Annotated in this window: 14 protein-coding genes; 9 read left to right on the forward strand and 5 right to left on the reverse strand. The window is 35.1% G+C overall.

Features of this window, described 5'->3' with window-relative positions; all coding sequences use genetic code 11:
- Window positions 1-16 precede the first annotated feature (16 nt).
- The 6 genes from mreC to M0214_RS03475 are packed head-to-tail and all read left to right on the forward strand — an operon-like array spanning window position 17 to window position 5,562.
- Complete coding sequence (gene mreC / locus M0214_RS03450; RefSeq protein WP_248724075.1) at window positions 17-844, forward strand: rod shape-determining protein MreC; 828 nt, start codon at window positions 17-19, stop codon at window positions 842-844.
- Complete coding sequence (mreD, locus tag M0214_RS03455; RefSeq protein ID WP_248724076.1) at window positions 837-1,340, forward strand: rod shape-determining protein MreD; 504 nt, start codon at window positions 837-839, stop codon at window positions 1,338-1,340. Before mreC ends, mreD begins: the two co-directional genes overlap by 8 nt.
- Window positions 1,337-3,256 carry a penicillin-binding protein 2 gene (gene mrdA / locus M0214_RS03460; protein ID WP_248724077.1) on the forward strand — a complete coding sequence of 640 codons (1,920 nt, stop codon included), beginning with the start codon at window positions 1,337-1,339 and terminating at the stop codon, window positions 3,254-3,256. Before mreD ends, mrdA begins: the two co-directional genes overlap by 4 nt.
- Window positions 3,257-4,534 carry a rod shape-determining protein RodA gene (gene rodA / locus M0214_RS03465; protein WP_248724078.1) on the forward strand — a complete coding sequence of 426 codons (1,278 nt, stop codon included), beginning with the start codon at window positions 3,257-3,259 and terminating at the stop codon, window positions 4,532-4,534.
- Window positions 4,535-4,556: 22 nt separating this feature from the next.
- Complete coding sequence (def, locus tag M0214_RS03470) at window positions 4,557-5,168, forward strand: peptide deformylase (protein WP_248724079.1); 612 nt, start codon at window positions 4,557-4,559, stop codon at window positions 5,166-5,168.
- Complete coding sequence (locus M0214_RS03475) at window positions 5,155-5,562, forward strand: GNAT family N-acetyltransferase (RefSeq protein ID WP_371873531.1); 408 nt, start codon at window positions 5,155-5,157, stop codon at window positions 5,560-5,562. Before def ends, M0214_RS03475 begins: the two co-directional genes overlap by 14 nt.
- An 8-nt stretch (window positions 5,563-5,570) precedes the next feature.
- Here the strand turns inward: M0214_RS03475 and gldC are convergent, their stop codons facing one another.
- Both gldC and gldB read right to left on the reverse strand, forming a co-directional pair.
- Entirely contained in the window at window positions 5,571-5,906 is a 336-nt protein-coding gene (gene gldC, locus M0214_RS03480; RefSeq protein WP_248724080.1) for a gliding motility protein GldC, read from the reverse strand.
- Window positions 5,906-6,955 (reverse strand): gliding motility lipoprotein GldB, encoded by a 1,050-nt coding sequence (gldB, locus tag M0214_RS03485; protein ID WP_248724081.1) that lies wholly within the window; start codon window positions 6,953-6,955, stop codon window positions 5,906-5,908. Before gldB ends, gldC begins: the two co-directional genes overlap by 1 nt.
- A 6-nt stretch (window positions 6,956-6,961) precedes the next feature.
- Here gldB and nadE point away from each other — a divergent pair, with 6 nt between their 5' ends.
- Both nadE and M0214_RS03495 read left to right on the forward strand, forming a co-directional pair.
- Complete coding sequence (nadE, locus tag M0214_RS03490) at window positions 6,962-7,750, forward strand: NAD(+) synthase (protein ID WP_248724082.1); 789 nt, start codon at window positions 6,962-6,964, stop codon at window positions 7,748-7,750.
- Window positions 7,751-7,848: 98 nt separating this feature from the next.
- Entirely contained in the window at window positions 7,849-8,481 is a 633-nt protein-coding gene (locus M0214_RS03495; protein ID WP_248724083.1) for a response regulator transcription factor, read from the forward strand.
- Here M0214_RS03495 and dnaG read toward each other — a convergent pair.
- Window positions 8,476-10,434, reverse strand: coding sequence for a DNA primase (gene dnaG, locus M0214_RS03500; protein ID WP_248724084.1), 1,959 nt, complete (start codon window positions 10,432-10,434; stop codon window positions 8,476-8,478). The two genes, M0214_RS03495 and dnaG, sit on opposite strands and share 6 nt — an antisense overlap.
- A gap of 246 nt (window positions 10,435-10,680) precedes the next feature.
- On the opposite strand from dnaG, the gene M0214_RS03505 reads away from it, so the two are divergent.
- A complete protein-coding gene (locus M0214_RS03505; RefSeq protein ID WP_248724085.1) occupies window positions 10,681-12,135 on the forward strand; it encodes a DUF3360 family protein in 1,455 nt (484 codons plus the stop codon).
- A gap of 106 nt (window positions 12,136-12,241) precedes the next feature.
- Here the strand turns inward: M0214_RS03505 and M0214_RS03510 are convergent, their stop codons facing one another.
- Window positions 12,242-12,925 (reverse strand): SDR family oxidoreductase, encoded by a 684-nt coding sequence (locus tag M0214_RS03510; protein ID WP_248724086.1) that lies wholly within the window; start codon window positions 12,923-12,925, stop codon window positions 12,242-12,244.
- Window positions 12,918-13,871 (reverse strand): M20/M25/M40 family metallo-hydrolase, encoded by a 954-nt coding sequence (locus tag M0214_RS03515; RefSeq protein WP_248724087.1) that lies wholly within the window; start codon window positions 13,869-13,871, stop codon window positions 12,918-12,920. Before M0214_RS03515 ends, M0214_RS03510 begins: the two co-directional genes overlap by 8 nt.
- Window positions 13,872-13,938: the final 67 nt, after the last annotated feature.

The raw sequence follows: 13,938 nt of genomic DNA on the forward strand, positions 1-13,938 counted from the left end.
GGAATACCTACTAAGCATGCAGCAGATTATAAATTTTATACTTCGGAATAAAAACTTTCTGTTGTTCTTCTTGTTATTTTCTGTTTCTGTTGTATTTACGATACAATCACACTCCTACCATAAAAGTAAATTCATAAACTCTGCCAATTTTTTTAGTGGTGGTATTTACAGCTCAATAAATAACATTAGTGAATATTTCAGTTTAAAGTCTCAAAACGAAATTCTGGCAGAAGAAAACAATACACTCAGAGAATTACTGCATAACAACCATCTGGAATCGGAGTCAAATATAGACTCTATTATAAAACGCACTCATTTTTTCAATGAATCCTTCCGGTTTTCTAATGCCAAAATCATAAAAAACAGTTACTCAAAAACAGATAACATACTTTTGATCAATAAGGGTAAAAATGACAGTATTCAGGAAGATTTTGGTGTTATTACTTCAAAAGGAATTGTTGGGATTATCGATAAATCCAGTGCTAGATACGCCACCGTTATTTCAATTTTAAACATGTCTAACAGCAGTATTAGCGCAGGATTAAAACAAACCTCACACTTTGGTTCTTTAAAATGGGATGGGAATAACCCAGAACTTATTCAGTTAATTGACATTCCAATTAACGCCCCTGTAAAACAAGGTGATACTATTGTTACCTCAGGACAATCCTCGATTTTCCCCAAGGGTATACCCATTGGTACTATTGAGAGTTATAAAAATGATGCCGCCGAAAACTTTTACGAGATTAATGTAAACCTGTTTAACGATATGACTAATCTTGAGCATGTTTACATCATAGAAAATAGACATAGAGCTGAAATAAACAACCTTATAAATGAATAGTTCTATCACCGGAAATATAATTCGTTTTATTCTATTGGCTTTGGTTCAAATTTCAATATTTAACAATATTGATTTTTTAGGGTACATAAACCCCTATGTTTATATTTTATTTATAGCATTCTTCCCTGTTGGAAAAGACAGATTATTACTTATATTTTTGAGCTTTTTTCTGGGCTTAACAATTGATATGTTCTTAGATTCAGGTGGCATTCATGCCGCAGCTAGTGTATGTATTGCCTATGCTAGACCTGTGCTATTAAAGTCTGCCTTCGGAACCATGTATGAACACCAAAGTGTTAAATTCGATTCGATAAATCTAGGACAAACAATAACCTATATCGCTCTATTAACTTTGGTTCATCATGTCGTTTTATTCTCTTTAGAAGTTTTTAATCCTTCCAAAGTAATTTTAATCCTCAAAAAAACGTTATTCTCTGGTATATTTACTATTTTATTGTGTGTGATAATTTCCATTATTTTCAATAGAAGAAAATGAGACAGCTTTTACTTTTTGGCACCGTAATTCTTGTTGGGGTTTTATTTGTTTCTAGACTTTTTTATCTCCAGATTTATTCCTCTGGTGGCAACGATTTATTTGATGACAATGCCATAAGATCTGTTTACGACTATCCTAAACGTGGTTTTGTATACGATAGAAACGGAAAATTGTTGGTTTCCAACCAACCCTCTTATGATGTCATGGTTATCCCCAAAGATATTGACAGTTTTAACATTGTAGAGTTCTGCGATTTATTAAAAATTGATACTCTTCAATATAACAAAAGGCTAAAACGCGCCAAAAATTATTCGCCATGGCTATCTTCTGTTTTTCTTTCTCACCTTTCTAAGGAAGATTTCGCTTTTCTTCAAGAAAAAATGCGAAAGTTCAAGGGGTTTTATATTCAAAAACGTTCTTTAAGACACTACCAAAGAGAAGTTGGCGCCAACGTTTTAGGATATATTGCCGAGGTTAATCAAGGTGAAATAAAAAAAGACGGCTATTACCTTAGTGGAGACATTATTGGCAAACAAGGTATCGAGAAATCTTATGAAAAAGAACTTCGAGGTGTTAAAGGCGTAAAACGCTACCAACGTGATCGTTTTAATAAAAATATTGGTTCCTACAAAAATGGAAAATTTGACACTTTACCAGTACCTGGCAAAGATATTACCATAACCATAGATGCCGAACTTCAAGAATATGGAGAGTTTTTAATGCAAAATAAAGTAGGTGGTATTGTAGCTATAGAACCCAAAACTGGGGAAATATTAAGTCTAGTTTCGGCACCATCATACAATCCCAATCTGCTAGTAGGCCGAAAACGATCAAAAAACTACACAAAACTCCACAACGATTCCATTCATCTGCCACTTATAGACAAAGGTCTTTTAAGAATGCACGAACCGGGATCGCCTTTTAAAACCCTTATTGCACTTGCTGCATTGCAAGAAGGCGCAATAGATGAACGCACTTCGGTAAGATGTACTGGAGCTTATTATTACGGAGGAAGTCGCCCAATGGGCTGCCATTGTGGTGCAGGTACCCGAGTGCTCAATAACGGGATTTCCAAATCTTGTAACTCCTATTTTGCTAATGCCTTTAGAAAAACTATTGACAAATATGATAATGCCGTGGAAGGCATGGACGTGTGGAGTAAGCACATTAAAAGTTTTGGGCTTGGGAATTATTTAGGTTATGATCTTTCCATTGGAAAAAAAGGCAACATCCCAGATGGCGCCTATTACAACAAGTGGTATCCAGATTTTCGTTGGGGTGCAACTACGATAATCTCAAACTCCATTGGCCAAGGAGAGGTTTTAGTTACGCCTATTCAATTAGCCAATATGATGGCCGCAATTGCCAACAGGGGTTACTACTACACACCACATATTATAAAGCACATAGAAAACGACACTATCCCTTCTAAATACACATTTAAACACAAAACAACCATTGATAAAAAACATTTTGAACCAGTAATTGAAGGCCTTCATGATGTTTACGGACCTCATGGAACCGCCTGGTTTTTAAATGCTCCTGGGATTGAAATCTGTGGAAAAACTGGAACAGCAGAAAATTTTACGAAAATTGATGGTGAAAGAAAACAATTAACAGACCATTCCATATTCGTAGCCTTCGCACCAAAAGACAATCCTAAAATTGCGCTTGCTATACTTGTTGAAAACGGTTACTACGGTGCGAGGTTTGCTGGTAGAATTGCTACTTTAATGATTGAAAAATATATTAATGGTTCAATAACACGAAAAGATATTGAAAACTGGGTTTTAACCTATACGCTAGAACACGAATACGATAAACCTTTCCTTGGAGAACCTTTTGAAATAAATGCTAAATCCAGAATGATGACCGTAGAGGAATACGAGTCTAAAAAGACACTAAGAGAACAATAAATGAACTCTAACAGAACTCGATATTTTAAATTTGACTGGATAACCATTATCCTTTTCTTTTTGCTTGTGTGTTTTGGCTGGTTAAACATTCTATCGGCTTCACATACGGGTGAGACTTTAAATTATTTCGATTTAACGCAACCCTACGGCAAACAAACCGTTTTCATTGTTTTAACCGTCGTTCTTATTGTGTTAATTCTAGCCATTGACTCCAAATTTTACGAACGATTCTCTAGTATTATCTACATAGTATCCATGCTATCGCTAGTTGGACTTTTTGCTTTTGGCAAAAACGTAAATGGTGCTACTTCATGGTATGCTATTGGAAACTTTACATTACAACCTAGTGAGTTTGCCAAAGCAGCAACGGCATTGGCTGTCGCCAAACACATTAGTGATCTAAATACCAACATTAATAATTTACAAGATCAAATTAAGGCATTTATAATCATTGTTATTCCGGCCATATTGGTTTTACTCCAAAATGACACAGGAAGCACCATTGTTTACGGTGCTTTTTTCTTTGTTTTATATAGAGAAGGTCTACCTAAAATATATCTATACATCGCACTTTTTGTTGTTTTGGTTTCAATATTAGCATTGAAATTTGGAGCTATAATAATCGCAATAATTGTAGGAGTTATAAGTATCACACTATACTTTTTGAATAAAAAGAAACACCCTTTAACGCAAACACTTTTAATCATTTTAATTAGTACTGGATTGTGTTTTGGAGTAAAATTCTTTTACGGAAGTATTTTAAAAGAACATCAACAAGACAGAATTAGCTTATGGTTACGTTTAGAAAAAGACCCTGCTAAACTACAAGCTATGAAAAAAACCTTTGCCTATAACTTAAATGAATCTGAAAAGGCTATTAGTTCTGGGGGCTTTGCAGGAAGAGGGTTTATGGAAGGTACAAGAACTTCTGGCAAGTTTGTTCCAGAACAACATACAGATTATATTTTTAGTACTGTTGGTGAAGAATGGGGCTTTTTAGGTGCTTCGTTTGTAGTAATATTATTTGTTCTATTATTACTTAGAATACTCCACTTAGCTGAATTACAGAAATCTCAATTTAGTCGGGTTTATGGTTATGGTGTGGCTTCCATAATATTCATTCATTTTCTAATAAATATTGGTATGGTAATGGGCTTAATACCAACCATAGGTATTCCACTACCAATGTTTAGCTATGGTGGATCAGGTCTCTGGGCGTTTACAATCTTAATATTTATTTTCATTAAGTTAGATTCCAATAGGATAAACGAGTGGTAAATCCCAGAATTATTTAATTATCATGAAAAAAATATTTCTTTTGGCCTTTGGTTTAATATTAACCCTAGGGTGTTCCAGTACAAAAAACTTCTCTAAAACTGAGTTAGAACTCATTCTTGCTGCAGATTCTTTAACGCCCATGCGTGTGTATAAAATCACCAATGCACAAGATTCAATCCTACTCAGAACCAAAAGCAGCTATATAAAACCAAATCCTGAAGATAAACTTCAACAACAATTTATAAAGCGGCTTTATGCTACCGTAAGAGACAGCATGTCTTTAGGAGTTGGTATTGCAGCGCCTCAAGTTGGCGTTTTGAAAAATATTATCTGGGTACAACGCTTCGACAAAGAAAACTTTCCCTTTGAAGTTTATCTAAACCCAAAAATCGTTGAATATTCAGACCAAAAGCAAACAGTAAGAGAAGGCTGTTTATCAATACCAAACAGATCAGACACTCTAAACAGCAGGTCCCTCACTATTAAATTTGAGTACGATACTATCGATGCTGAACATAAAACTGAAACAGTAGAAGGCTTTACATCAGTTATATTCCAACACGAAATAGACCACCTAAATGGTATTCTGTATTTAGACCACCTAATTAAAGATACCAATAATGATGGAAATTAAAACCATAACAACCGAGGATGTATTAGATATCCGGCACAAAGTTATGTGGCCTAATATGCCGAAAGATTATGTTAAAATTATTGATGATAATCTTGCCAAGCATTTTGGGGTATTCGAAAATAATAAACTTGTATCTATTGTATCTCTTTTTATAAAAAATGATGAAGTCCAATTTAGAAAGTTCGCAACTTTAGAGGAATATCAAGACAAGGGCTACGGTTCTAGATTACTTAACCACATTATTGATTATTCACAAAAAAAAGGGTACAAAAAAATATGGTGCAATGCCAGAGTTAACAAAACAAATCTATACCATAAATTTGGATTGAAAGAAACCAACCAAACCTATGTTAAAGGTGGTATTGAATTTGTAATAATGGAAAAAGAACTCTAAGACCTTTACTACTTATTAAGCTCTAACTTTTCCGCAAAATAATCACAAAAATCTTTCATAGTGGCAGTCATTTTTTCATCTTGAGTAGCCCTTTTAAAAGTATCACTCATAGACACTAAGGTTTGATGAAAAAACACTTTCATTTCATCCACAGGCATATCTTTTGTCCATAAATCGATACGTAAAGACTCCTGCGCTTTAGAATCCCAAACACTAAGCATCATGGCCTTAGCCTCTTCATTAGAAACTCCCCCATCTTGTGCAGACCAAGTTAATTTCTCAGGCACTCTGTTTTCATCTAGTTCAACATTTAATTCAATCTTTGAGGTATGTACTTTTGCCATTATCGTTTTGGTTTGTATTTTGTATTGTTAAAAATATCTTCTGTACTTTTTACTAGCATTTCCTTTAGAGACACATTATTTTGCTCCATGTAGGCTCTTACCATTTGCCAACCAATAAACTGCCCCAATCTCCCGGGAGAATCGGCATCAATACCTTCAATATAAAATTTTGTGAAAGGTGCAGGGTTTATAAATCGCACAGGTAACTTAGAATCTGTACTAAACAGTAATTCATGCTCCACTAGATAACGCCAAATTTCATTTTCATTGATTTTGGCCCACTCTAGTTCCTTTTCCGAATAGGCAATCCGTTGAGCTTCACTTTTAAAAGGAACTACCATATCTTTAAAATAGAGTTGCTTACCATAGTAAATCATCTCATCCAAGAGTGTTTTATTTTGAGATTGATATAAGTATTTCTTGGCATATTCTGTGGCTAAATCAACAACCACTTGTTCTTTCTTAAAATCGGCTTTTATAAAATTGGGGATATTCCCATAAAACTCATGCTCACTTCCTAAATAGTTATCCAATGCTATAATAGCAATGGTATCTGTTACAATGACTTTATTCCTGTAATCCACGTCGCTAGTTGTAGTGATAATTCTTGGCGGATTAAAAGTTTCGAAATAATACTTAATATGATTGAATAAAGACTCTATTTCGGCTTCTGTAGCATTAAAATCTGGAAACACCTTGCTGACCTCGCTAAAAAGCTGTTTCTGTAGCGTATCATTCACCTTGGCCAACCAAAAAGAGTCCTTAAACTTTTCTGAGAACATAAACGGGTAGGCTCTCTTTAAATCGGATAACTTACTTGCATTGGTTTCAGCAAATAATTTATCAAATCGTTCAACCTGTACGTCTAAGTTTATTTTAGCTATTTCGCTTACTAATTGATCTTCCTTTTTACAAGAAATCATCAATAAAATAGCTCCAAATAGTAAGATTAGTTTCTTCATGTAAAACTTAACGGCATAAATTTTTATTAATTGAGTGTATGGCGTATTTTTGTTTGCAAAGGTACTATTTCTTAGAATTAATTTCATTTTAATATGCAGACAGAAAAAGTTGCGGATTACATAGTTAATTGGTTAAAAGACTATGCTGCTAATGCTGGAGTTAATGGTTTTGTTGTTGGAGTTTCTGGTGGTATAGATTCTGCCGTTACATCCACTTTGTGCGCTAAAACCGGAATGAACGTTTTAGTTGTTGAAATGCCAATACATCAAGCAGAAAGTCACGTTAGCCGTGCTCATGAACATATAGCCCAGTTGAAAGAAAGATTCGATAATGTGAGTGATACCCGTGCTGACTTAACTCCCGTTTTTGAAGAATTCAAGACAGAAGTCTTTCTTGATGGTGACCAAAGTATCGTAGATATGGCTTTGGCTAACACCCGAGCGCGTTTACGAATGACTACATTATACTACTACGCAGGACTTTATAAGTTATTGGTAGCCGGAACAGGCAATAAAGTTGAAGATTTTGGAGTTGGTTTTTATACCAAATATGGCGATGGCGGGGTAGACCTTAGCCCTATTGCAGACTTACTAAAATCTGAAGTATACCAATTAGGAGATTATTTAAAAGTACCAGAATCTATTATGAAAGCGGCACCTAGTGATGGTTTATTCGGTGATGCCCGAAGTGATGAAGACCAAATTGGAGCTTCTTACCCTGAACTGGAATGGGCCATGCAAATGGATGAAGCGGGTAAAACAGAGGCAGATTTCACAGATCGAGAATTGGCCGTTTTTAAAATCTACAAAAGGTTTAATAATAGCAATAAGCACAAAATGATTCCTATACCAGTTTGCAATATTCCTAAAAATTTTAAGTAATCTTTGCAAAATATTCAGGAAACCATTACTTTTGTAGTTGCATATTCTCTCAAACTATAATTATCTCTCAAAAATAATTATGCAAAACAACCAAAATTATGATAAAGTTATTAATAGCAGACAATCATCCTATTACAAGGAAAGGGCTCGAGGTATTGTTCTCGGCCGCATCGAACATTAAAATTGTTGGAAGTGTTGAAGACGGCGATGCCGTTTTAGATTTCATCAAAAAAAATCCAGTTGACATTCTTTTAACTGAAGCAGACCTTCCTAAACTTAACGGTTTAACAATTTTAAGACATTTAAAAAATGAACATCCAGAAGTAAAAACCATTATCTTTAGTGGGCAACCAGAAGAGGTATATGCTATAAATGCCATAAAGGCAGGGGCTTCGGGTTACATTTCTAAAACTGTAAACGTTATTACCATAAATGAAGCCATCATGAAGGTATATGAGGGAGGTATTCATCTTAGCAATGAATTAACTCAACAATTAGCCTTTGGTAATCGCGTTGGAAAAAGCAGTGGTTCTTTCTACAAAAAATTATCAACTAGAGAAGCAGAAGTTCTCAAATTGTTAACTATTGGAAGAAAGAATAAAGAAATTTCTAAAGAGCTGGATATCAACGAAAAAACAGTTAGTACTTACAAGGCACGCTTAATGCGTAAATTAAAAGTAACTAATCTTGTTGATTTAGTAAACCAAGCTAAGCTTACAGAACAGTTATAAAACTCTATTGAGTTTTCTTGACAGTAACATTTTTAAGCCTGAATAGTCTTTTACTTCTTCGAGTATATCTTTATTTACAACAGTTTTGTTTTTTAAGGTTTCTTGTTGAAATCCTATAACCTTTTGGTCGATTAAAAAACAACGCAGGCTTAAAATTGTTTCACTGGTAAGCTGTGCTACACTATCTTCTTTATGCTTTGGATAGATATCTACTCTATTCCAGTCGGCTAAAGCATGTTTTTCATCCTCCATTAAAATAGTTGTTATTGCACCTGATGTTTCTTGATCTAGAGTATTTACAAATACTTTCAAATCAAAATCATCTTGCTGATTTAGTCGGTCTATTATAGTGTAATAAAGCGTTTTAAATTGGGAGTTAGAAAATTCCATTTCATCATCCTGAAGATCTAAAAACACCTTTTCGAAAACCTTAGCTTGTTGTATCACAGGCTCTAAAATCAATTCTCCATTATCATTTTCTTTTAAAACCAAATCCTCGAAATCTTCAGTTCGGTTACCGTATAACAATAAAATCTCAATAATTTTTCGCTCCAGAAGATATTGAACATTTACTTTCTCAACAGGTTCTTTACGTTGTACAACTTCAAAAGCTTTCTGTTGTTTTTTAAATTGCTTATTTTCCTCTTGGACTTCCTTTTTATTGATTTGCGCCAGAGTGCTAAAGAGCACTTCTTCGCTTATATCCATTATTCTAGCACATTCTTGTATATAGATCTCCTTTTTAATTTGGTCTGGAATTTTAGAAATACTATTTACAATGTCTCTTACTGTTTCGGCCTTTTTTATTGGATCTCCTTTAGTATCTTCGAATAATACAGAGGCCTTAAATTGAATAAAGTCTTGAGCGTTATCTTTTAAATAAATCGACAACTCTTCTAAAGTATTTTGTTTAGCAAAACTATCGGGGTCTTCGCCTTCTGGAAAAGAACAGACCTTAACATTCATACCTTGTTCCAAAATCAAATCAATCCCCCTTAGCGATGCTCTTATTCCAGCGGCATCGCCATCAAAAAGTACCGTAATATTTTTGGTAAGCCTGTTTATTAATCTTATTTGCTCTGATGTTAGTGCTGTTCCAGAAGATGATACAACATTTTTTATTCCCGTTTGATGAAATTGAATAACATCTGTATAGCCTTCAACCAAAAAACAATTATCTTCCTTGGCTATACTTTGCTTGGCATTGTATATACCATAAAGCACCTTACTTTTATGATAAATATCGCTCTCTGGAGAATTAAGGTATTTGGCAGCTTTTTTATCATTAATCAGAATCCGACCTCCAAAGCCTAAAACCCTACCGCTCATACTCTTTATAGGAAACATGACACGGCCTTTAAATCTATCGAAATGCTTCTCAGGTTTGACGATGGTTAGCCCCGTTTTTTCTAAATAATCGATATTGTAACCTTTTTTAAGAGCTTCGTCTGTAAAGGCTTGCCACTCGTCTAGCGAATATCCTAAATCAAATTTCTTAATGGTTTCATCTGTAAAACCACGTTCCTTGAAATAGCTAAGTCCGATAGACTTACCCTGATCTGTTTTATGAAGTATATTTTGAAAATAGGTGTTTGCAAATTCACTAACTAAATATAGACTTTCTCGTTCGTTGGCTGCTTCTTTTTGTTCGTTGCTCTGTTCGGTCTCTTCAATATCAATATTATACTTCTTAGCGAGGTACTTAATGGCCTCTGGATAGGTAAAGTGTTCGTGCTCCATTAAAAATGCCACAACATTGCCACCTTTTCCGGTACTAAAGTCTTTCCAAATTTGTTTTACAGGAGACACCATGAAGCTTGGTGTACGCTCATCGCTAAACGGACTTAATCCTTTAAAGTTACTCCCAGCCTTTTTTAAGTTTACAAAATCACCAATAACCTCCTCTACACGAGCAGTATCGAAAACTTGGTCTATGGATGATTGTGCTATCAATATGATTTGTAATTACTGCAAAAGCAGGGATTATCTTTATTTGCCTCAAAAATAATTTAAGAAATTCCCACTTTTGAGAGAATGAACTTGTAAATGTAATACTAATGAATTGAATACAAATATCAAAACCTAAAGGAATTATACAATTATAATAAACATTCTTAACAAACCTGATATTTCTCATTTGTTCAAACGTCCATTGACGATAGTTTTGCTCTCAAACAACAAGCAACTTTAAAATCGAAAATGAGCAATAACGGAAACAGCTCTTACAAGGAGCAAAGAAAAAAATCGAGTGAATTTGAAAAAAGAGAAGATTATCTTGAACACGAATTATCCATTATGCGGTTTAGGCGCTGGCGCGTGCATTTACCCTTCAGGGATTTTAATATTGAATTGGAAGATTGGGTTCCTGCCTTAGCTGCTACTATTGGAAAAGTAGTTATGGTTACCGCCATGGTTGCCGCCTTTGCAGCACAGTTCGGACTTTCTTCAGAATTTATCGCAGAAAATGTCAGATACGAGCTTTTAATAGCCGGAGGTATTTTTGTAATTATTTTTTCAGCAATACTTAATCCTCGAGCTAACTTAGCTGGTACTCACGGACCTATGATTCCACTAATTCCTATAATTGCCGCAGCTGGTGGTCACCCCTTGGCATTAGGTATTTTAATTGGTGTGTTTGGCCTCACTCTAAGTATAACAAAAGGAGGCTCAAAACTCATGGCGCTTACAGGTGTAGGAGTTCGTGGTGGCCTACTCATATATTTAGGAGCGGTTGGTCTTATAGGACAAATAACAAAACTGGAAACATGGGCTACCAACGTTGACAATAGCTCGGTATCTTTTGTAGTTATTGGAGTTACCATTATTATCTATGCTTATTTAGCAAGAATTAAGAAGCGGTGGTTAGCCATACCACTATGTTCTGCAATTGCTGGTATTATAGCTTTTTCTATGGGAGTTAACTTCGAATTCTCCACAAAACCAGGATTACCACACATGAATCCTTTATGGTGGTGGGGAGAAAACACTGGTTGGCAATTGGGCTGGCCCGATTTTGGTCATTTTGTTGCGGTTATACCTTTTGCGATTTTAGCAGTAGCTATGTGGTCTCCAGACTATTTAGGACATCGTGTTTTTCAGGAATTAAACTACCCCAAAAAAGCAAAAGATGTTTTGATGGATGTAGATGACACTATGACTGTAGCTTCCATTCGTCAGGTTGTTGGGACCTTTTTAGGAGGAGGCAATATCGCTTCTTCTTGGGGAACGTATATGATACCTGCTGCAATTGCTAAACGCCCCATACCGGGAGGCGCTGTATTAACGGCGCTCTTATGTGTATTGGCTGCTATATTTGGTTACCCTATGGATTTGGCCATGTGGGAACCTGTTTTAAGAGTAGCACTAATTGTCGGTGTCTTTTTACCTCTTTTAGAAGCGGGAATGCAAATGGTACGTGAGCACAACGACTCACTAAGTGCTGGTACTTGTATATTCGCTTGTGCATTTGTAAATCCCGTTTTTGGTTGGGCTTTAACCATGCTTCTTGACAATTTAGGGTTGATTGGTGATAGAGAACGAGCAAAAAAACTTTCGCTAAAAGAAAAGCTGATCATTCCTGGTATCATGTTTTTAGTTTGTATAATATCTTTGGCCCTGGTTGGGCAGCTACCTGGCATACCAGGAATATTCTAAAAAAATATAAGCCGTCTAGTGTAAACTTAGACGGTTTATTTTTTTTATTATACTACTTGAAAAAATAGGGCTTTTTGAGTAGTGCTCAGCTTAATTAAAATCTACTTTAAGGTGTAGAATTAGAAACTTGAAGTAATTTCCCGTTATAATATTTATTCCCGGTAAGTGAAAAATTGAAAATGTACTCTGCCATCTCTAATGCGGTTATTGGTGCCTTATAACCGGGAAAAGCTTCCTCTAACATTTCTGTTTGAACAGCTCCTAATGCTAGAACATTAAACGAAATACCCGTTTCTTTATACTCCTCTGCCAGTAATTCTGTTAATGTAATCACCGCTCCCTTACTAGAGCTGTAGGCCGCCAACCCTGGAAACTTCATGCTACCTTGAACACCTCCCATAGAACTTATGGTAACCACATGACTTTCTTTAGACATGAAAGGTAGACACGTGCGAATCATTTCAGAGACCCCAAAAACATTTGTTTTATAGACGTTTTCAAAGTCTTCCATACTTGTTTCAGTAAAAGGTTTGTTTAATAAAGTCCCTGCATTATTGATTAGAATATCGACTTGTTTAAATTTTAAGCTCAAAAAAGTTTCAACCCTCTTATAATCCAAAGGGTTGCTTAAATCGAAAGGCAAGGTAGAGACACCTTTTAAGCCTAGTTCAAAAACAGGCTTCTCGTTTCTCGATAAAGCTAGTACATTATGACCTTGTTTAGAAAACAGTTTAACAAGTTCGAAACCTATCCCTCTACTGGTTCCTGTAATTAGAATATTTTTACTCATTTTTTAAAAGAATTTCTTTCTCCGTAGTATTGGTCATTCCTTCCATTGCAGGAATTAAGGCCTTAATAAACGTTGTCATATGTTCATAATCCATTTTATCGGCTTCGTCATCAACATGATGATAATACTCGTAGTTAGTAAAATCGAAAGTAGATATGGCGTGTGCAGGAATACCAAATTGCTTATAAAATGGATAATTATCAGATCTTAGAAACAATTGATATGCTTTAGCCTGAGGCAAGAAGCCAATAACATCGAATCCTGCATAGATATTTAATTGTTCTGCTATGTTTGACTTATCATAACCTGTAATGTAACCAAGTGATTCACGCTCTTTCATGGGCACACCAATCATTTCAAAATTAATCATAGTGTACAACTCCAGATTTTCGTTCTTTAAACGCTCTGCTAAATGCTCTGAGCCTTTAAGCCCTATCTCTTCTGCTGAATATAAGGTAAACAACAAACTTCGCTTATTGCTTTTTACCTTAGCAAAATACTTTGCCATTTCCATGACCGCTACCGTACCAGAAGCGTCATCGTTAGCACCATTCGCGATTGAGTCACCATCAACCGCATTGGCCAGACCTATGTGATCATAGTGCGCCCCTAAGATTACAAACTCATTTTTAAGTCTCTTGTCATTTCCTGGAACATAACCAACCACATTATAACCTACTTTATCTTCTAAGTTGAAACTATCTCTGTAAGTTTTAAAATAAGGTTTCACCTTATTCTTCTTGAAAAAATCTTCGATAAATACCGCTGCCTTTTCTATTCCTTTAGAACCCGTATCTCGACCCTCCATTTCATCGGAGGCCAAACGCTCTAAACTTGACTTAATGCTTTCCTTTGAAATCAGATTTTGAGATAACGTTTTTTCAGAATTGTTTTCCTTGCAGGCGGTTAATAATACTAAAAATAAAAGAACAAATACCCTATACATAAAACTAGCCTTTGATAGTTAAAGATAAAAAAACCTGTTTCAAATGAAACAGGCTTTTAAATATATA

The organism is Seonamhaeicola sp. ML3, from assembly GCF_023273855.1.
In the GTDB taxonomy this organism is placed as follows: domain Bacteria; phylum Bacteroidota; class Bacteroidia; order Flavobacteriales; family Flavobacteriaceae; genus Seonamhaeicola.